The organism is Butyrivibrio sp. XPD2002 (genome assembly GCF_000423945.1).
In the GTDB taxonomy this organism is placed as follows: Bacteria; Bacillota; Clostridia; order Lachnospirales; family Lachnospiraceae; genus Butyrivibrio.
This window is the reverse complement of record NZ_AUIY01000018.1, coordinates 1-20,059: the sequence shown is the minus strand read 5'-3', so window position 1 is coordinate 20,059 and position 20,059 is coordinate 1. Positions and strand designations below refer to the sequence as shown.

At 39.3% G+C, this 20,059-nt stretch carries 21 protein-coding genes; 20 read left to right on the top strand and 1 reads right to left on the bottom strand.

Annotated features, from left to right (window positions below; genetic code table 11):
- The first annotated feature begins 67 nt into the window (after positions 1 to 67).
- From G587_RS0110145 to G587_RS22305, 20 genes are all read left to right on the top strand, one after another.
- Entirely contained in the window at positions 68 to 1,339 is a 1,272-nt protein-coding gene (locus G587_RS0110145; RefSeq protein ID WP_196812554.1) for a sensor histidine kinase, read from the top strand.
- 192 nt (positions 1,340 to 1,531) lie between these two features.
- Positions 1,532 to 2,143, top strand: coding sequence for a hypothetical protein (locus G587_RS0110140; RefSeq protein WP_026492141.1), 612 nt, complete (start codon positions 1,532 to 1,534; stop codon positions 2,141 to 2,143).
- Positions 2,144 to 2,264: 121 nt separating this feature from the next.
- The gene (locus G587_RS0110135) at positions 2,265 to 2,660 is read left to right on the top strand and encodes a BlaI/MecI/CopY family transcriptional regulator (protein WP_026492140.1); all 396 of its coding nucleotides are present in this window, start codon (positions 2,265 to 2,267) and stop codon (positions 2,658 to 2,660) included.
- Between the two features lie 144 nt (positions 2,661 to 2,804).
- Entirely contained in the window at positions 2,805 to 3,935 is a 1,131-nt protein-coding gene (locus G587_RS0110130; protein WP_026492139.1) for a M56 family metallopeptidase, read from the top strand.
- A gap of 70 nt (positions 3,936 to 4,005) precedes the next feature.
- On the top strand, positions 4,006 to 4,875 hold the full coding sequence (locus tag G587_RS0110125) for a hypothetical protein (RefSeq protein ID WP_155829492.1): 870 nt from the start codon (positions 4,006 to 4,008) through the stop codon (positions 4,873 to 4,875).
- Between the two features lie 50 nt (positions 4,876 to 4,925).
- Entirely contained in the window at positions 4,926 to 5,573 is a 648-nt protein-coding gene (locus G587_RS0110120) for a hypothetical protein (protein WP_026492137.1), read from the top strand.
- A complete protein-coding gene (locus tag G587_RS26250; protein ID WP_242830068.1) occupies positions 5,561 to 6,343 on the top strand; it encodes a hypothetical protein in 783 nt (260 codons plus the stop codon). The genes G587_RS0110120 and G587_RS26250 overlap by 13 nt, the downstream gene beginning before the upstream one ends.
- Positions 6,344 to 6,571: 228 nt before the next feature.
- The gene (locus tag G587_RS0110110) at positions 6,572 to 7,339 is read left to right on the top strand and encodes a LytR/AlgR family response regulator transcription factor (protein ID WP_051200953.1); all 768 of its coding nucleotides are present in this window, start codon (positions 6,572 to 6,574) and stop codon (positions 7,337 to 7,339) included.
- Between the two features lie 128 nt (positions 7,340 to 7,467).
- Positions 7,468 to 8,760, top strand: a complete 1,293-nt coding sequence (locus G587_RS0110105) for a sensor histidine kinase (protein ID WP_196812553.1) — start codon at positions 7,468 to 7,470, stop codon at positions 8,758 to 8,760.
- Between the two features lie 110 nt (positions 8,761 to 8,870).
- Positions 8,871 to 9,740: a flagellar filament capping protein FliD gene (gene fliD / locus G587_RS0110100; RefSeq protein WP_026492133.1), complete on the top strand. Its 870-nt coding sequence runs from the start codon at positions 8,871 to 8,873 to the stop codon at positions 9,738 to 9,740.
- 105 nt (positions 9,741 to 9,845) lie between these two features.
- Complete coding sequence (locus G587_RS24425; RefSeq protein WP_051200952.1) at positions 9,846 to 10,838, top strand: hypothetical protein; 993 nt, start codon at positions 9,846 to 9,848, stop codon at positions 10,836 to 10,838.
- Between the two features lie 248 nt (positions 10,839 to 11,086).
- On the top strand, positions 11,087 to 11,314 hold the full coding sequence (locus tag G587_RS0110090; RefSeq protein ID WP_026492132.1) for a hypothetical protein: 228 nt from the start codon (positions 11,087 to 11,089) through the stop codon (positions 11,312 to 11,314).
- Between the two features lie 262 nt (positions 11,315 to 11,576).
- The gene (locus tag G587_RS0110080) at positions 11,577 to 12,107 is read left to right on the top strand and encodes a GNAT family N-acetyltransferase (RefSeq protein WP_026492131.1); all 531 of its coding nucleotides are present in this window, start codon (positions 11,577 to 11,579) and stop codon (positions 12,105 to 12,107) included.
- Between the two features lie 49 nt (positions 12,108 to 12,156).
- Positions 12,157 to 12,462, top strand: a complete 306-nt coding sequence (locus G587_RS0110075; protein ID WP_026492130.1) for a hypothetical protein — start codon at positions 12,157 to 12,159, stop codon at positions 12,460 to 12,462.
- Between the two features lie 538 nt (positions 12,463 to 13,000).
- Complete coding sequence (locus G587_RS0110065; protein WP_026492128.1) at positions 13,001 to 13,546, top strand: type III toxin-antitoxin system ToxN/AbiQ family toxin; 546 nt, start codon at positions 13,001 to 13,003, stop codon at positions 13,544 to 13,546.
- A gap of 557 nt (positions 13,547 to 14,103) precedes the next feature.
- Positions 14,104 to 15,168, top strand: a complete 1,065-nt coding sequence (locus tag G587_RS0110060; RefSeq protein ID WP_026492127.1) for a helix-turn-helix domain-containing protein — start codon at positions 14,104 to 14,106, stop codon at positions 15,166 to 15,168.
- A 39-nt stretch (positions 15,169 to 15,207) separates the two neighbouring features.
- Positions 15,208 to 15,462, top strand: a complete 255-nt coding sequence (locus G587_RS0110055; RefSeq protein ID WP_155829490.1) for a hypothetical protein — start codon at positions 15,208 to 15,210, stop codon at positions 15,460 to 15,462.
- 191 nt (positions 15,463 to 15,653) lie between these two features.
- A complete protein-coding gene (locus G587_RS0110050; protein WP_026492125.1) occupies positions 15,654 to 16,103 on the top strand; it encodes a hypothetical protein in 450 nt (149 codons plus the stop codon).
- Between the two features lie 188 nt (positions 16,104 to 16,291).
- A complete protein-coding gene (locus G587_RS0110045; protein ID WP_026492124.1) occupies positions 16,292 to 16,621 on the top strand; it encodes a PadR family transcriptional regulator in 330 nt (109 codons plus the stop codon).
- A 2-nt stretch (positions 16,622 to 16,623) separates the two neighbouring features.
- Positions 16,624 to 17,985 (top strand): FtsW/RodA/SpoVE family cell cycle protein, encoded by a 1,362-nt coding sequence (locus tag G587_RS22305; protein WP_051200951.1) that lies wholly within the window; start codon positions 16,624 to 16,626, stop codon positions 17,983 to 17,985.
- A gap of 67 nt (positions 17,986 to 18,052) precedes the next feature.
- On the opposite strand, the gene G587_RS0110035 is transcribed toward G587_RS22305, so the two are convergent.
- Entirely contained in the window at positions 18,053 to 19,435 is a 1,383-nt protein-coding gene (locus G587_RS0110035; protein WP_026492123.1) for an ATP-binding protein, read from the bottom strand.
- Between the last annotated feature and the right edge of the window lie 624 nt (positions 19,436 to 20,059).

The window sequence follows — 20,059 nt, the reverse complement described above, 5'->3', positions numbered from 1 at the left end:
TAATATATCGATGATTGCAAATGTGCTGTTAAATGCAGTGCTTGTTTCGGTTTTTTACATACCTTTTTTGAGAAGAAGAGTGCGCACAGTTATACTCGGAGTGGTCTATGCAGGAGTGATGTCTATATTGTATTTTGTTCCGGTGAACTTTTCCGGGGTAATTGCCTATGCTCTTGGCTGCAGTGCGGTATGTATTGCCTCCGTTTTCGTAGAGAGGGTGAACGCTCCGCAAATGATGTTTTTATCAATGACGATGTATCTGCTTTTGTGGATATCAATGGAGCTTGCTGTTTTGCCATGGAATCTTATAAGCTCTGTGACTTTTATGAATCCAAAAGTGACAGGAGATTTACAGCAGATTATGCTTTATGGTTTGGCGCAGGCTATTCATGCGGTAATACGGTGCGCTGTTCTGAGCTTTGGAATTCATCTGATTAAGGTCATATACAAGCGCAAGAAAGAGTTAATGGAATGGAGAGAGCTGGCTTTTTTGTCCACAACATACATAGCAATAATTGCATCATACTGGATATGTACATTTATGGAGGAAGCCTTTGAAAAAGCTGCAGGTGACTATTTCGGGCATAGGTATCCTGTATATCATGGAATATGCGCTGTGTTCGGAGTGATAGCTTTTCTTGCCATGATGGCGGTAATTTATTTTTATCATAAGATAAAGGCATCAGAGGAAGAAGTACTGCAAAACTCACTTATACACAGTCAGATCGACGAACTTTCAGGGCATGTTCATTCTATGGAGAAGGTCTATTCGGATTTCCGTGGAATTAGGCATGATATCAACAATCATATTATGGTACTCGGTAATCTAATAAAGGAAAACAGTAGTGATCAGGCTTTACAATACCTAAATGATTGGTCTGAGGATTTCCATACAGTAGACATAAATGCAAAGACCGGAAATCCAGTCACGGATATAGTGATTTCAGAGAAACGGAGACAAGCTGAAGATGCTGGAATACGATTTGTAGATGATTTTCACTATCCGGAGGAAGGAAAAGTAGAATCTATAGATGTGGGTGTTATTTTAAATAACGCTCTTTCAAATGCAATTAGGGCTGCTGAAGGTCAGGATAATCCGTTTGTTGAGATAAAATCCTGGCGTAGTGGTGATATGTTCATGGTTCAGGTCAGGAACAGTTTTAGCGGTGTTTTATGGATTTCTGATGAGGATGGACTTGTGAGAACATCGAAGCCGGATTTTGATAAGCATGGTTATGGACTGAAAAATATGCGAAGAATTGCAGAAAAGTATTTTGGAACAACACAACTGGAACAGGAGGATGATACAGTTATTTTCACAGCTATGATGGTAATTTAATGTAAAGCCAGTCCATTCATGATTGAAAAAGGTCGTTTCGTGAAAAATCTATAATGGTTTTTGGTTAACTTTCCGAAGCCTTTGGTAGAGCTGAGAGGACTTGGCGAAGTATTTTTGAGCCTAGTCCGAACGTGTTCTGGCGAACGAAGTGAGATCAGAACTTCCATTATTTAATACAAGGAGGTGTGTGTAATGGCTTTAACAAATGTAATGACTCAGTCTCTTATATCTGCCAGTACATCCATGAAACAGATACAGCTTCAGCAGGGAGTGAAAAAGCAGATGGATGGTAAGGCCGGTGTTTTGGATGCTGAGATCAAGAGAGATGAGGCATCCGGCGCGGATACCACAAAAAAGAAAGAAGAACTGGCTGAAACTCAGAAAAGATCTGAAGACATAGCAAATAACAATATGGAGCAGATTGCTGAGACTAATAAGGAAATGCAGAAAGCCAGGGAAGCTGATGCGACCCTGCAGAAAGAGAATGAAAGAGCTGAAGCAGCGCGTGAAAAGAAGAGAGCTGAGAGAAGGTGGCAGGAACAGCATCTTCAGGAGGCTGCATCAGAAAGAAGAGCGGAAGAAGCAGACAGAGTTGCAAATGCACAGGCAAGTGCATCAGGATTCTCAGACGAAGAAAATGCAAAGGCACAGCAGATCGATGTCGGTGGCGTGAAGGTTTCTGTGGTTTCAGAGTCCACGCACAATACAAAGGTTCCTCATATTGATGAAAAGATTGCAAAATCAACAGGAACAGAGGTGTCTGCAGCAGAAGGCGTCAGTGTGAGTATTGATGTAAAGACTTGAGTCGAAAAAATAAAAAATCAAAAAAAATCATTAACAGCTATTAATTATTAACACACATTATCCGATATGTTATTATGAAAAGGTAACATATCGGATTATGTGGTATTTTGAGGAGATTTTCATGAAAAGAGAAGAAATGCTTCCTAGTAAGAGTGAATGGCTGATAATGGAGACACTTTGGGATGCTGGAAGAGACCTTACTTCTGTAGAGATATGTGAGAGACTTCCCGGACAGGACAAAATGTCGCAGCGAATGGTGAGAGTTCTTATCAACAGGCTGTGCAAGAAGAATCTTATTTCATATACAGTAGATGAAAAAGATAGCAGAGTTTATCATTATCTTCCCATAAAGACAAAGGAAGAATGCAGACGTGAAAAGAGCATAGATTTTGCCAATAATTATTTTGGAGGAAATAAACTAGGTGCGGCTTTTTCTTTTCTGGAGGCAGAGTCACTTACTGAAGATCAGATAAAGGAACTTGAAAACATTATAAAGAATGCAAAGAAGAATAAGTAGCTCACGGATGAGCAGAGGTATGTTATGCAAGGACTGCAGCAATTCTTTACAAATTTATCACAGTTTTTTGAATTTTTGGTCGTTTATTATTCGATCATTTTAGGTTTCTGTGCGCTTATATCAGTACTGGTTTTGGGGATCATTATGTTCCTTAGAAAGACTGTCTTAGCAGATAGAGTATTTGCGAAGGCTGCTTCTTGGGGACTATTGATCCTTTGTTTATTTTGCGGAAAACTTAAGCTTATTTTCGAAACCAAAGCCGGGTGGTATACATTGGGCAGATGGAATCTGTTATGTGCACACAGGATCGTTTCAATTATCTATATAGTTGGAATATTCATATTTGCGACATATTTTATATACAGAAGAAGGCGACTAAATAAATTTGTGAAGGGGCTGGATAAAGCCACGTCCTGCGGCTTTGATAATGAAATTAGAAAATATCCGGGTACTATTTCCCCTTTCTGCATAGGTTGTATCCATCCTATAATAGTTATTCCGGAAAAGCTTGACGTGCAGAATGCTCTTATAGTTATAAAGCATGAAGAAACTCACATTAAACTGGGACATCTTTGGATAATTGCCGGATATGATATGGTGCGGTGTCTTTTGTGGCCTAATGTTTTTCTTCATATTGCTGCAAAGTACATAAAAAGGGATCTTGAAGATGTTTGTGATGCTGTGACTATGCAAATGAATGGGATTGATCCTTTTGATTATGGTGAATCACTTCTGGCAAATGCCAGGGAAATCATGTTGTCCCGAAAAAACATGAAGTGCGAAGAAGGGTTCCTTTTTGCATGGGATGATAATTATAAGGTGCTAAATAAAAGGATCCACAGGATACTTGAGAGGAATGGCTATAACAGAAAAGTGGTTTTAGCCGGTGGTGTCCTTTTCATAATGGCACTTATAGCTTCAATCTTTGGAATAAAATGCTTTTCGTACAAGCGTAATAACCCGTTGGATATAAGTGGCATTTACAGCATGACAAAGATGGATACGGTTGTGCAAGATACAGAAGAAAAGGTAGTTACAGGGTACGATGGGGATTACATATATATTGATGGAGAAGCTTTAAAGGAAGCATATCCTGATGCTGAGATAGAAGAACAGCCTCTATTTGTTTTTGTCGGGGGATATTATAAAATACCCGGAGTAGGCGGTGGAGGAGGCTGGGGTGAATTTTCAGCATCTGACATTAAGGACGGAGTGTTCAGAATAGAGAACCATGATGATATAGATGTATGGAACTGGATGATAATGTGGTTATGAAAAATCTTTTTGCGTAGCGAAGCAAGGAGGCTAGTCGCACTTAGCGAACTTGTGAGCTTAGTAAGACTGTATGCGGAACGAAGTGGAGAAGGCGATAACTATGTATGGATATGAACTACAGATCAGAGGAAATACAGAGTATTACTCAAAGCGCTTATATGACCTTAATGGTAACCATGTAGGGACTATCTCTATGTCCAGGCCAAGGAAAACGAGTAACAGCTCTAAAAAGAAGAGACCTGCTATGTATAGCTTCAAGCAGGTTTCAGCACAGGTATTAAGTGCCAAGACTTCCGCAAAAGCTGCTCAGGTTTCAATCGGGATCAGGATGAAAATCGGGAACCTTCAGAAGAAGCTGAAAACCGGAGAATACGATGATGAAGAGATTCTGAGGGCAATCCTGCATGCGGAAATGGTTCAACGTGCCTGTGAGAAGAAAAAGAAGAACCTGAAAATGGAAGAAACTGCTGAGCAGAATATGGACGAAGAATTGCCTTCTGAGCAAGAAAATCCTTTAGAAAAAGTTCAGTCGGATGAGGAAATAACGGAACTTGAACAGGAAGAGTTCGAAGCTCTTATGGAAAAGCTGGAAATGTCTGCTGAGGAGATGTATGAAGAGGCTGAGGAAACGGCTCAGCTAGATCAGGAGCTAGATGAGATGGCTGAGGCACTTTCAGGAGCCATGGAGCCGCAGGATCTTGAACAGCTAAAGGCTAAACACAGATCTGATGAAGCAAGGGATATCATGAAGGCTGACTTAAAATATCTAAAGGCAATGTTTGAAAGACTTCAGGCAGAAAAAGAGAATTTGGGGAAATCGTCAGTTTCATCAGGTTTTGATAGCGGTGTTTCGCTATCACTTGGCGGAGATGAGATGCCCGTGATGGTACAGGACTCTGGAATGACAGAAGTAGGTGGCATGGTTGATGCAGAAATATAGCTTTTTTATAACTAAATGATTAACAGATGTTAATAAAGGAGATATTTGTTATGAGTACAGGATTAGTAGGAAACATTCAGAATACTGATTATTCAGTCATGAACACAGAAAACTATAGTTCTGAAAATGGAAAGAAAACTGACAGTGTTCAGGAAGTAGCAAGCGAGAATAAAGAATCTGCGGCAGTTTACGAGAAGACGGCTGAAAAGGATGCAGGGTTATATAGCATAAATAAGAAGTCACCTGCAGACAGAGCAGCAATAGTTCAGCAGATGAAACATGCTGAAGAGGATCAGAGAAACAAGCTTCTGGAAATTGTCAGGAAAACATTGGAAGGTCAGGTTTCAGCTTTTGGAAAGGCAACAGATGACAGCTTTTGGAAAAGACTGGCTGGTGGCAATTTCAAGGTTGATGCAACAACTAAGGCTCAGGCACAAAAGGATATTTCTGAAGATGGATACTATGGCGTAAAGCAGACTTCTCAGAGACTTTTTGACTTTGCATCAGCTCTTGCAGGAGATGATGTAGAGAAAATGAAAAAGATGCAGAAAGCTATGGAAAAGGGATTTAATTTGGCTACTGGTGCATGGGGGAGAGATCTTCCATCTATATGTAATGAAACATTGAAAGCTGCAAACAAACTTTTTGATGATTATTATAAGTCGAAGCAAAGGAGGGCAAGGAGATGTCAACGATAAGAGACTCATTAAGTGGTAGTTATTATGATAAATCTGATTATGATTTCAGCGATTATAATCAGAATGCAAGCTCTTTTTTATCGGGGCTAAATATAAATACCAGCACAAGTGCAACAAGTCCTTTTAGTGTTTCTGATTATGCTATGCTCCGAAATGGCTCGTACAAAAAGCTTGTGAAAGCATACTATGCCAAGCAGAAAGCAGAAAATGCTGCTGCAGGTAAGGACTCGCATGCAAAGCTTACTTCTATGGCAAGTAATGCAGGAACATTGACGAAAGCTGCGCAGAATCTGATGAAGGACTCTCTTTGGCAGAAAAAGCAGAAGACTACAATGAACGAAGAAGCAGGTGAAGAGACAGTAACTGAAGAGTACGATTGGGATAGTATCAGCAAGGCTGTTAAGAGCTTTGTGGATAGTTACAACCGAACATTGGATGGCGCTGCAGAGTCAAACACCAAAGATGTGCTACGTTCTGCTACATGGATGATTAAAACAACTGAAGTAAATGAGGAGCTATTAAACAAGGTGGGCATAAGTGTAGGAGCCAATAATAAGCTTGAAGTGGATGAGGATAAGCTTAAGAGTTCAGATATAAAAACACTAAAGACACTTTTCACCGGGTATAATTCGTTTGCATCAAAGATGAGTGACAAAGGAAGAGCCATTACTAATGCTGCAGCAAGAGGTGGCGGAACATATAATAGCCAGGGAAGATATTCGGATGCACTTTCATCACTGCTACCACGGGCTGTTGATAAGAAGGAGTAATGTCCACTCATGACATAAAACTGACCATTCATAACATTGACCTATAGAGAGTGCTGGCATAATGTTATGATTAAAATAAAGTTGAAATTCAAAAAGCTTACATGAAGAATCATGTTAAGCTTTTTGTTATGTCTATGGAGATAACTTTGTTGTTAACGGCATTATGATTGTTAGTTTTGATGATATGGATGTAATAGACAATAAAAGAGGAAAGTGGGTTCACACATTATGGGAAAAATGTGTTTTGCAATCTGTGATGATGAAAAAGCAGTACGAGAATTACTTTACGGATGGCTTTCCGGAAGTGTGTATAACGCAGAAATAAAGGAGTATTCATCAGCTGAAGACCTCATAAAGGACATAGATTCAGGATCCAAAATAGATGTGCTTTTTCTTGATATAGCTATGGGTGGTACTGATGGAATTGAGGCAGCAAAAGCTCTGGGGGAAAGAATTGAAGGGAGTGGCCGCAGTATCAGGGCTTCAAGGCCGCTTATCATATTTGTTACCGGTATTCCCGACAGAATGGGAGATGCTTTTGGTGTAAGGGCTTACGGTTATCTTCTTAAACCAATATCCAAAGCCGCATTTGAGTCTGAACTTCGAAGAGCAGTGGAAGAACTGAAAAAAATGGATGCCCAGATGATATGTGAAGCTGCATATGAAGCGGATACAGGAGAACAATACACAACAATCCAGACAGGTGGAATAACAATCCAGATAGCCATCAAGGATATTTTGTATATAGAAAGTAATGGCAGGAAAACTACTGTACATCTCAAAGGCAAAAGCTTTGAAGTGTATAAAAGAATGTCAGAATTTGAAGAGGAACTGGGAAAAGAGTTTTTCAGAATACATAGAGGATATCTTGTGAATTTGAACCATATCAGAGGGTACACAAGGACAGAAGCCATTATGGACAGCGGAGATTCTATCATTATCTCCAAATATAAATATGCGGATTTTGTTAAAGCATACATGGATCATATTTTGTGACGAGGTAATTGGTGTATATGTCAGAAGTGCAAATTAGGATAATAGAAGAATTTTATGGAGTATCAATAATTCTGATACGTGGCATATTTTTGTATTTTTTCATGAGCCTGTTTATAAAAAAAGAGGTCTTGAACAGTGTAAAGAGGATTGTGTTATCAGCAGTAATTACGATTGAGGCATTATGCCTGTATTCTCTTCCTTTCCCTGTAAAAGGGCTATTTACCATAATAAGTGTTCTGACAATCGCAGCAATATTTTATTTTTATGATAAAAAAGCTATGCCACACATGATCTTTGTGTTTTTTCTCTGGCAGAACGTATATTATGTCTGGCATCTGATCAATACAGCAGCTTCTAATTCAATAACAGACATGGTCATAGGAAGTATAGATTATTCGCTGGAAGGAGCGATAGAAGAACTGTGGCTCAGGATGTTTTTGCTGATGCTTGCTCAAGTATTATTTATGACTGTTATGGTGGAGGTAGAATTTTTATTAATAAAAAGAATTTGTCCAGAACAGTATGATATGACCTGGACGGAAGCCGTCTATCTTTCAATCTACTCTGCGGTATCTTATTTTATCTCATACATGATCGTAGATGTCATGGTCGTTCCCATGCAAAAGGAAGTATTTGTTTTGCTGGACGAAAAGAGAAGTCTTAGATATACTCTGCCAATTCTTGCAGTGCTTATCTTTATAGGTGAATTATCAGCCATAGCAACCTGGCAGCGGTATAGGCGCTTAAAGGAAGAAGACCTTTTGCTTCAGGAACAGGTGCAGGAGCAGGAGTTTCTGAGAAAAAAGATAGAATTTACTGAAAAACATCACGATCAGATCAGGACTCTGCGTCATGATATGGCAGGAAAGCTGATGATTTTAAAGAGTTTTATCGAGAATAATCGCTATCAGGATGCAAGTGATTTTTTAAGTGAAATGGATATAGAGCTGAATGCCAGTGGGGTGAAATATTCTACAGGTAATCCGGTTACTGATGTTGTAATAAATGAAGCGGCAACTCAGGCAGAAAAGCAGGGATGTACCTTTGAGTGTGAGTTCTCTTACCCTGATGATAAGAGCATCAGTGCTATGGATATGGCTATTGTACTCAATAACCTTTTAGATAATGCATTGGAAGCGGTGGCATTGGTATCGGAAAAAGAACGATTTATTAAGCTATATGGGACTTCAAAAGATAACTTTTATCTGATAAAAGCAGAAAATTCCTATGATGGAACTGTGATACGGGACAAAGATAGCTCGATAGTTAGCAGGAAAAAGGAAAAAACATATAACGGGCAGCATGGTATTGGGCTAGAAAGTGTAAAAAACATCGCAGAAAAATATCTTGGCGGAGTCAAAGTGGAGACTGATAATAATACTTTTATCGTTACGGTAATGCTGCAGTCAAAAGAAAAATGACTATTCATTACATTAAACTGTCCGTTCGTTACAATCCTATTTAATTGTCTCATTTCATGGACGATACTTGAAATAGCAAAGGAAAAAGCTCCTTGTGAGGAGGTAATCGCATGAATTTTGGGATGGATTATGTAGGCGCGCTAATGAGCAGGATCGGTGGTGCCGGCTCAGTTTGGAGTGGCTATGGAACGGGATCCGTAAGAAAAAGTGGAAGACAACAGCTTACCAAAGGTCAGGCTGTTGCGCAGGCAAGCTATGCGGATACTTTTATGAAAATGTCCAGGGCAGAAAGACGAGAGGCTGTTGAATCAGGTACTCGTATAAATACCGGAGCTTCTTCATCAGGCAGGTATGGAAACGCTGGAAATATCCGTTCAACGGGAAGCAGCAATCTGCATAACAAGCTTTATGGTAGTTCAGCCAGAGCAAACAGTTCTGTGCTTGAGGGCGGTGTAAAGGCTGAGGCAGCCGGGAAGACACTTGGCAGCGATTATATCTACAGTGATAAAAATACTGATGAGCTGTATAACAGTGCAAAGAATCTTGTTGATGGATATAATGACATTGTTTCTCAGGCAAAGAACAGCACAGCTACAATTATCGGAACCAGAGCTACTGCCATGAAAAATGATGCTGCCGGGAATAAAGATGCTCTTAGTGAAATTGGTATCAGCTATAACAGCAAAAATGGAACACTAAGCATTGATGAAAAGAAATTTAAGGCAGCTGATAAGGATAAAGTCAAAAACCTGCTTGGACGGGATGGTTCATTTGGTCAGAGGATCCGTTCTAATTCTACACTGATTCAGAGCGTGGCTGCGACAGCTGTAAGGAATAGTACAACCAGTGCTTATGGCAGCAATGGATTGTATGGGACCAACAGCCTTTATGGATTGATGAATAGCTATGGGCTGGGAAGCAGCTATGGTCTTACCGGAAACTATGGACTTTCATCATTTTTAGGAAACTGGCTGGCATAAGGGAAAAATAACATAGATTAAAGCTACGGAAAGCGCTTTGGTTCGAGGGATCTAATTTGAACTAAGGCGCTTTTTGTGTCTCGGAAGTATCTGGAGGAAATATATATGCGAATTGATCAGAGTGAAATAAACAGTACAGCGTCAAGATATTATGATAAACAGTACGGCCAGACGGGAAAAGGCAGCAACATGGGATTTGTTGGTCTTGTCGATAAAACAACAGAGAAGGAAATGACAACATATGAAGCTAAGGGAACAGTCAAAACTACAGATGGTAGAAGTATTGATGTTGATATGAACGCCTCTATGGAACGATGCAAAGTGTCAGAAGTTTTTGTACCGATGGCTTCTCCGCTAGATGCGCTGTTTGATCCACTTATCATAAATACAGGATCCGACACTACAGAGCTTAGTGATAAGAAATTCAAATTTGACCTGGATGCTGATGGAAAAGAGGATGAGATCTCTACGCTTGGTGAAGGAAGCGGATTCCTGGCACTGGATAAAAATGGAGATGGCAAGATTAACGATGGAAATGAGCTTTTTGGAGTGAAAAGTGGTGATGGCTTCAAGGATCTTGCAGAATATGATACAGATAGTAACGGCTGGATCGATGAAAATGATGAGGTTTTTGATCAGCTCAAAGTGTGGTTTAAGACTGAAAACGGCGATGAGTTAAAGAGTCTTAAGGATGCAGGCGTCGGAGCGATTTTCCTTGGAGCAGAAGAGACAGAATTCAGAATGGATGGCGCAGATCAGGTTCTTGACGGAAAGATCCGGAAAACAGGCATGTTCCTAAAAGAGAACGGGGGAGCAGGGACTATCCAGCATGTGGATATGGCTATAAAAGGACGCGAGGCTGAACTATTATCGGATGAAGAAAAGCTTGATCAGTTAATGGAACAGATAAGAAATCAGAGTACTCAGAATCGACAGAGAAACAATAATAATACTAACGCTCAGAGGAGAGCTCAAAAAGCTGCCAGACAAAAGAAGAAGCTTGAGGAATATTACAAGAAAAAGGATTATCAGAAACAGTTGACTGAGGAAGCTATTGAGCGTCGTGAAATGCTGCAGGATCAGAATAAGCTTGCCTGATAATGCCATTAATTCAGTGCCCTGATACAGAAAAATGACTTTCACAGTAGGTGTGTTAACAGCTTTCTTGGGAGAAGCCTTAGGTGTTGCGGCTTTTTTATAAGAAATAAATGATGGTAACGACTAAAAGCACTGCTGGATTATCTGAATACGGGACACAGCAGTGTTTTTGTTTGTGCGATTTTCATATGATAAGTGTCAATCATGCGATATAATATAAAAAAGGTTAAAGTTGTAAGGAGACTGTAGTGAAGACTTTTAATACGACAGCAGTATGTATTCCCTCAAAACATTATATGGTGGATCTGACAGAGAGAGTTATGGAAATCAGAAAGCTTGTTGATGACGGGAAATATTTTACGGTTAACAGGGCGAGGCAGTATGGTAAGACGACTATGCTCAGTGTTCTTGCAGATTCCCTAGTGTCTGAATATATAGTCATAAGTACAAGCTTTCATATATCTTTAATGAAATAAGCATTGGTATTTCCAGAGAGTCAACTCCAGAGGGGGGGGTCAGAGAGATATTGAAGAAATGAAGGCAGACGGAGAATATGATCAGGACTATGTTGATTCAGAGCTCGAACTTGCCAGACATTGGGCTACAATAGGTATGGGAAGCCCCAACTATTTTGGCTAGACTGAACATAGCCATTTAACTAAGAAATGCAGAATGTGAGCTTTAGCGATAGAGCAGAGATAATGATTTTGTATTCAGTAAATTGGAAGGTTTATAAAAATGATACATGCTGAGATTAAAGGGAAATATATAATTCTACGGGAACAAAAAGAAGAGGACGCAAAGTTCTTTGCAGAATGGTTCAACCAGCCAGAAATTATGTTTCAATGCGGATTTACGGATACTACGAATGAGGAAGAAGAAAAAAAATATATCAACAAATGCCATAAATCAGAAGATTCTGTATGGTTTACTATCACGGATATGAACGGGGCAATTATAGGAGAAACTGGGCTACTCAGAATGTTTCCTGCATGGCATTGTACCGACTTGACAATAATAATTCCAAATCCTGAAATGCAGCATAAAGGATATGGTACAGAGGCAATACGTCTCATGTTGGATATGGCTTTTAATGAATTTGAAATGAACCGTGTATCTATCGGAGTAGTGGGACTCAATACAGATGCTTTGAAATTCTACAAAAAAATCGGTTTCAAGCAGGAGGGCGTCCAAGAACAAGGTTATTACTACAACGGAGAGTACAGCGATTTTGTTATGATGCGAATCCTGCGTGATGAATGGTCGTAATTCCAAGATACAAACACTGTAATAACGTTACCGTTACGGAGGGAATAAGATGGCTTATGAAGATCCGCAAATAGTTCAAGAATGGTTAGATGCACTCATAAAGCTTGATGTAAAAGTAAAAAAGATGTTTGGGTGCTATTGTTTGTATTGTGATAATCAGGCTGTTGGCTGGATTTATGATAGTGTCATGAGCTTAAGGGAAGTCGGGCTGGATTATTTGCCAGACGATATCAAGAGGCCTGGCAAGGATGACAAAATTCAAGAGTTAGTCATTCCGCTTGATTATGTTAAAGCAGATGGGTTGCCTAAAGCAGTTCAGGACACAGCTAATATTCGAAGAAATAATGGTAAATAGCGTGGAAAGAAATATGAATAAAGATATTCCAGACATACTAATCCGAGCCCAGGAACTCCAAAGGACCGGCGATTACACAAAGTTAGCGCATAGCCGTTATCGACAATAGGGGAATGTAATCACGTCTAACTATAATGAATATTATTTGTGTATTTTTGATATTGCAACATATGTTTGGAGATGTTAGTATTTAGTTACATCGAATAGATGTATTGGTTTCCTTACCAAGCGAAATGGGAACTTTATCAGATGGGAGCCCCACCATATAAAATAATCGGGAGCTTTATCAGATGGGAGCCCTACCATATAAAACAAATGGGAACTTTATTAAGATGGGAGCCCTACCGGCGAAAAGGAATTTTACGAGCTGCGTCATGCGACGTAGCTCGTTATTTGTTGCACAAGACCGGCAAGCGAATGGATGCTTGCATACAAATTCATTTGCCGGTTGTAAGAACATGGAGCGCGAAGTGCGGAATGTTCGTGTGCGAAATCGAGTAGGAGTCAGCCTACTCGATTTATTAAGGAGCATGATTACTTGAAGAAACTGAACTTTTACTACATTGACTTAAAATATATCAGGGATTTGTCCAATGCGGATGATAATGTTATGTCTATATCTCCGCAGAGAGGAAAGGAGAACAGACCATTTGTTGGAGTTGTTGTACTTCTCAATGGCAGGCATTACTGTATACCACTTACTTCGCCAAAGCCTAAATTCCAGAACAAGAAAAGTCAGGTTGATTTTATCAAAATTTTTGATGATAGTAAGAAAAATGAGGATGGAACAAGTAAACTTATAGGTGTTCTTAACATCAATAATATGATTTCTGTTATAGATAGCGTTATACAGAAAGTGGATTTAACAATACACAAGAATGATGTTATCGAGATAAAAAATCATAAAGAACTTATGCAAAAGCAGCTAAAATGGTGCAGAGATCATGCTGATACGATCGAGAATAGGGCAAACAAAGTGTATGATCTGGTGACAAACAAGCCAGATAAAAATAGAAATTTGGTGAAGAGATCTTCTAAGTTTACAGAGTTAGAGAAGATAGCAGATAAGTTTTTGAAAAAATGACTTATGTAACCACATTCATAACAAGTGGTTGCTACCGGATAATATCAACAAAATGTCAACAAAAACTTCTAAAAAGCCGTGGAATGAGTGGAATAATTGGAATATTTATACAAGATATTCCATCAAAAGAACCAATCGACTACAATATATAGATGATTGGATTGAACATGGACAATTTGAACTGATGTGGTCTCAAGTTAGTCTCATGGTAGTCTCATGAAATTTTGAGACTACCGTGAGACTGAGTTTTTGTTAAAAAAGCATATCATCGCAGGAATGCCATAAAATAGGCATGTGAGAGCAATAAACTTTCGCACGCTAAAGTATCATAGTCTCAAATATGATGTGAGACTGGACGAGGTGGGGCTTGTATATATCCCTGAAGATATTAAAAAGACCGGGGAAGAATGACAAAATACAAGAATAAATAATCAACCTCAGGTTGTACCGACTAGAAAACTGCGTCATTGTGGGCAATACGACAATATTCTACAATTATTCTTGTAAGAACTGAAATGAAGCTTCGTTTCTTCAAAATCATATAAGGAGACGCGAAAATGAATATTGGAAACAAGATAAAGGCACTTCGTTTAAAATCTAGTACAACGCAGGAGGCTCTTGCAGACGCATTAGGAGTAAGCAGTCAGTCTATATCTAAGTGGGAGAACAATGTGTGTGCCCCGGATATATCACTGCTCCCGTCCATATCGGAATTCTTTGGGGTTACGATTGATGAACTGTTTGATCTATCTGTAGAGCTAAAGCTCCACCGTATCGAAAACATGCTTGATTATGAAAATGAGCTCACGGATGAAGCGTTTAATAATACAAAGGAGTTCCTGCTGGATATAAAAGATGATTATGATGAGAGTCATCCTGACAGAATGGATGGCAGGATTTATACATTTCTGGCCCATCTTTATCATCACAGAATAGTTAGTGACAGCAGATATGTTAGCTTGTATGCCAGAAAGGCTATGAATTTTCATCCTAATGCAAAAGAGGATCAGTGGCTCCTGCAAAAAAGTGAAGGGGCAGTAGTCTGGGACTGGAACGCAAGACAGCATAACAGTACTATTGAGTTTTTCAAGGATTTAATAGAAAAACATCCTGAAATAGGCAGGAATTATCTGTTCCTTATGGATAACCTGATCGCTGATCATCGCACCAAGGAGGCTGCTGTATATTTGGATTCTTATTCAAAATTGCCTGATCATAAGGATGTTTTAGTTCCGGTATATGAAGCATATATTGCTTTTGCTGAGTATCGTGCTGAGGATGCATGGAAAATAGTTTCTGATATTGAGGAAAAGTTCCATGACAACTACGATGCGATGTTTGAAGTAGCAGGCATATATGCATCCAATGCAAAACATGAGGAGGCTTTGGAAAGATATCACACGGCTGAGGAAATATATGTAACTAACCACAAGGAACATATTTGCATGGATCATCTCCAGGCACAGGCAAGGATTTATGAAATACTTGGAAAATATGAAGATGCCATCAGGTATGTTGAGCTTCAGATCAAGTATCTGGAAGAAGAATGGAACATCACTGAAGGCGCGGATGTTGACGCTCTTTGCGAGGAAAAGAGAAGACTGATAGACAAGATAAAATAACATTAAAGGATATAAAACCTTTCGGCCGAAGGGTATTTCATGAGGAAGTTAATGGAGGAAATCATCATGGATACCCAGACAATAATAGAAGCAAAATATGGAATAAGTAAAAGAGATTTGCATACTGTTCCAACATGGGCGAAAAATGAACGGTTGGAACGCACTGTGCCGCTCACGGAAATGTGGCACATGGGGATGCGGATGTTAAGAAGAGGGAAAAATACTCTTTGGGCAGATTGTAAGCTGTATTTAAAAGGCTTTTTAGACTGCATATATTCCAGGCGAACAGAGTGAAAATTAGGAGTTTTTTTTATGCCAGACTAAGGAAACGGAGCAGGCGCCAGATTAAGAAATTGTTGCATAGTGGTGGGTACCAGTGTTTTGCTGGTACCTACTTTTTTATGAAAAATTTCAATTTTTTCTATATTTTATGTCACGAAATGGGTACTTCGTGCGTTATATAAATAGGAATAATAATTCGGAGGATGAACTATGTATGCAAAAAAAGTGAAGAGGGTGATGAGTTAAAGAGTCTTAAGGATGCAGGTGTAGGAGCGATTTTCCTTGGAGCAGAAGAGACAGAATTCCGTATGGACGGGGCAGATCAGGTTCTTGACGGCAAAGTGAGAAAAACAGGTGTGTTCCTTAAAGAAAACGGCGAAGCCGGAACAATCCAGCATGTTGACATGGCTATAAAGGGTCGAGAGGCAGAACTGCTGACAGAGGATGAAAAACTGGAAGAACTCATGAACCAGATAAGAAGCCAGAGTACTCAAAACAGACAGCGTAATAATAACAATACAAATGCCCAGCGCAGAGCACAGAAGACTGCAAGACAGAAAAAACAGCTCCAGGAGTATCAGAAACGGCAGGATATGCAAAAGGAACTGACTGAAAAAGCAATTGAGCGTAGGAAAATGCTATATGGAACATGAACATATCTGCAAAAGCACGAATAATTCTACCTGTAAATGAGCCATTCCTGTATTGTATGGCGATGGCAGCAAACAGTATTCTTTTGAAGAGTTCTGTAACTTCATGGATAATATGTTGACATATATAGATTATCGATATAGTATATAGGTAAGCAATATATAGACAATCTATATAAAGGAGGACAACCATGGCCGTTGATAAATCTCTACTAACAGGAAGCATGACCATGCTGATATTAAAGCTTTTGTCAGAGAAAGATATGTACGGATATGAGATGATCGATACTTTAAGGCAAAAGTCCCAGAATGTCTTTGAGCTTAAAGCCGGTACTTTGTATCCGCTTCTTCACGGACTGGAAGATAAGGGGATGCTCACGGTATACGAGCAGGAGTTTTTGGGGAAAACAAGAAAATACTACAGCATTACCAAAGAGGGAAAAAAGCTTTTAAAAAGCAAAACTGAAGAGTGGAATGTATATTCAGGGGCAATAATGAATGTACTGGCGCTGGAGGTGTGACAATGGAGGAGTATATCAAAAAACTTCTTGAACAGGTGCGCTTCAAGAAGGCTCACAGAGGAATTGCAGAAGAAATAATAGCACATATAGAAGACCAGATTGAAGATAACATGGCTGCCGGCATGGACAGAGAAGCTGCTGAAAAAGCGGCTATAGAGGATATGGGAGATCCGGTAGAAGTTGGAATTTCCATGGATAGGGTACACAGACCGCAGATTGCATGGACAATGGTGCTTGGGGGAGTAGTTGTCGGCATTATCGGCTGTGTAATACATATGATGCTAATTAAAAATATGGACTTGCTTGGGGATGAAGTGCTCGCTGAATTAAAAATCAGTGGTAGCTACTCATTTGCTCTTTTCACAATTCTTGGAATATTGACGATGCTGATCGTATATTTTATCGACTACACAGTTATAGCCAAGTTTTCCAGAATTATCGCAATAACACTGTTCGTCATAGTGATGATCGGTGAGAACGAGCTTGAAATCTTTGCTGTCATAGGACATAACGCTATTCTTTCATCGTCACTCTTACTTCTGATGGTCCCCTTATATGGCGGAATCATCTATAAATACAAGGGCGGTGGAGTAGGAGCATTGATCAAGTCATTATTGTGGATAATGATTCCCTGCGGTCTTGTATTCATTGATCATATGAAAATGCCCGCCGCAATTATGGCTATCAGCATGCTCGCTGAGCTTACAATAGCAATCGCTAAGGGGTGGATAAAAGTGCCAAAAGTTCCTGTAATTGCAGGCATATGGTCAGTGTTTATTTTATCTCCGATTATTTTAGTATGGGGATCGTATTCCTTAGGAACTCTTGCAGAATATCAGAAAGCAAGATTAGAGCACATGTTTAACGCAGACTCTCCCGCTTATTATGAGATTAATACCGTAAGAGAATTTGCCAGATCATCAGGACTATTAGGTGGAAATTCTGAGGATATTTTCAACAGGCTTCCGCGTCCTGACAGTGATTATATCCTGACTTATATCTCATCCACATGGGGAACAGTTGCAGTACTTGCTGTCATAGCTGCAGTAGGGGGACTGCTCGTTGCAGGATTTATCGCTTCATCAAAAACTAAAAATCAGCTTGGTATGGTAATGGGAAGTGGCTGCATGATGGCTCTTTTAGCAAGTGCCCTCGTAAATATGGGTGCAGCCTTTGGAATCATTCCGTTCTTTTCATCATTCTTCCCATTCATATCGGCAGGCGGCAGTAATCTGTTGGTTTCATATGCTTTTCTTGGAATCATAATGAGCATATATAAGTACAAAACAGCTTATCCACAGCACATGGACATAGATATACGTGGAAGAATAAAGCTTGGAAAAATAGAATTCATAAAGAACTGATATTGTAAACAAAAGCAATATACCAAAAAACAGCCTAAGCAATTGCTTGGCTGTTTTTTTGCAAATATCAATACATATCATCGATTCCGATAAGCAAACAATCTCCCTTGTTGTTTTTCACATAATCAGAAAATCCGCCAAGAGAAAATATGCATACCAGAGGATTTGTGACCGGAAGGTACTTTATCTTATCCATCAGATTTTGAAAATCAGACTTGTCAAACTGGGAGTTCTTAAATTTGCATTCACCAACAAGGAGAATGTCTTTTCCATTTTTGCCAAGAAGATCTATTTCTATCTGTTTAGGTTTTCGTTCTTCATCTAAAACAGAATCCTGATAATCAGTAATTTCAGTCAAGATAGGGAGCCCATTATTGCCGGCATTGAGCATGAGGTATTCTTTTGCCATTTTTTCAAATATTTTCCCCATAAAGTCATGAAGATGATCTTTTACATTTGAGTAATAATATGCCTGGCCGTTGTCTGCGTTTATTAAGCTTGTTGCTCTGTTTACATATCGAAACCAGAATTCGAGCATGCTATCATTAAGCACGTAATAAGGTTTTTTTGACATCCTCTTTTCAAGGATCTCTGCATTGGTAAGGACCTTAAGAGGATAGGTCACATCATCTGCACCTACACATGAAGCAATCTCTCCGTTTTTTGTGTGTCCGGTTGCTACTGCAGATATGATGGAGTTATATAAAGCCGGACTCTGTTTTTCACTGGTGACAGTGGTCCTTATCTGTTCCTCAGAGAAATATCCGCCAATAGAATAGAACTGATCAAGGATGTTTTCCTCAAGACTAAGGGATGTATCGAACTGTACAATGTATTTTGCCACTCCATTGGTGAGTCCATAGCAGATTGCTTTATCTTCACTATTATATCCATCAAGAAACTGTGCTGTTTCAATATAGTTGAAAGGCCTCAGTTTCAGCTCAAGGTCACTTCTTCCATGGAGAGGAGCCGATTCAGCCAAAACTTCATCTTTCATAAAGCTTACGAGGGAACCGCATATGATGAAGAATAGTTTGCTGTTTTTCCAGCTGGTATCGATATACTTCTGCAAAACGGACTGGATATACGGGCACTGCTTTGCCAGATACGGATATTCATCAATTACAAAGATAATCCTCTCTTTTTCGGCCTGTTTTCCTACATAATCAAAAATGTTTTCAAAGCTGTTAAAGCTGATGTTTCCAAGCATATCCGGAGCCAAGGCTGCAAGTACAGACTCCGTCATCATTGATAACAGCTCAGCCTCGCCTCTTTCAACAGCTGTGAAGGATATATGTTTACAATCATGCTCTTTTATGAATTTGTTTATGAGCATAGTCTTGCCAATTCTTCGCCGTCCATAAAGTACAGTCATAATAAAGTTGTCGTTTTTATATTTTTTATCCAGAACAGCAAGTTCTTTTGTTCTGCCTCTAAAAATTTCTTGCATAGAACACCTCCAAGTGTCAAACTGCGTTTTGCCGAAATTGATTTCGCCTAAATACATTTCGGTTAATTACATTATAGTTTTTTTCACCGTTTTCCGCAATATGGGACATACTTTAATTTATTCAAATAATTTGAAAACAGTTTCTGAGCTACGTCCATCCTTGCTTCCTTGCAACTGTTGATAAGAATGGCAATATCAACGGAGTCAGTGTCGGAACCTGTCATGTATATGTATACGCAAAGAACGGACTAGCAAAGAATGTTTCTGTGACGGTTGATTATTTCGGTCTGATAGCACCGGTGCTAATCTTTGCTCAGCACTATTGTTTTTTTATTTAGCACCACCGATCTGCAGCTTAGCCCCACTAAGGGGTATGTTATACTTAATAATACAAACAGACATTATCTCGGAACGTGAACAATCGGTGTAAGACCAAACAAAAAAACAGACTTCATATATTCAAAATCTGTCCTTTTGTTTGGGCTTCAGACCGATTTTCATCTGAGTGAACTAAGTCGCGTCCGGGTGGCTGTGGAATTTCAATCTGCCACCATTTAAACAAATCTTATCATTATTTCTTGTTTTAAGACACCAGTTATTCTCAAATACAGTCTTAATTCCACG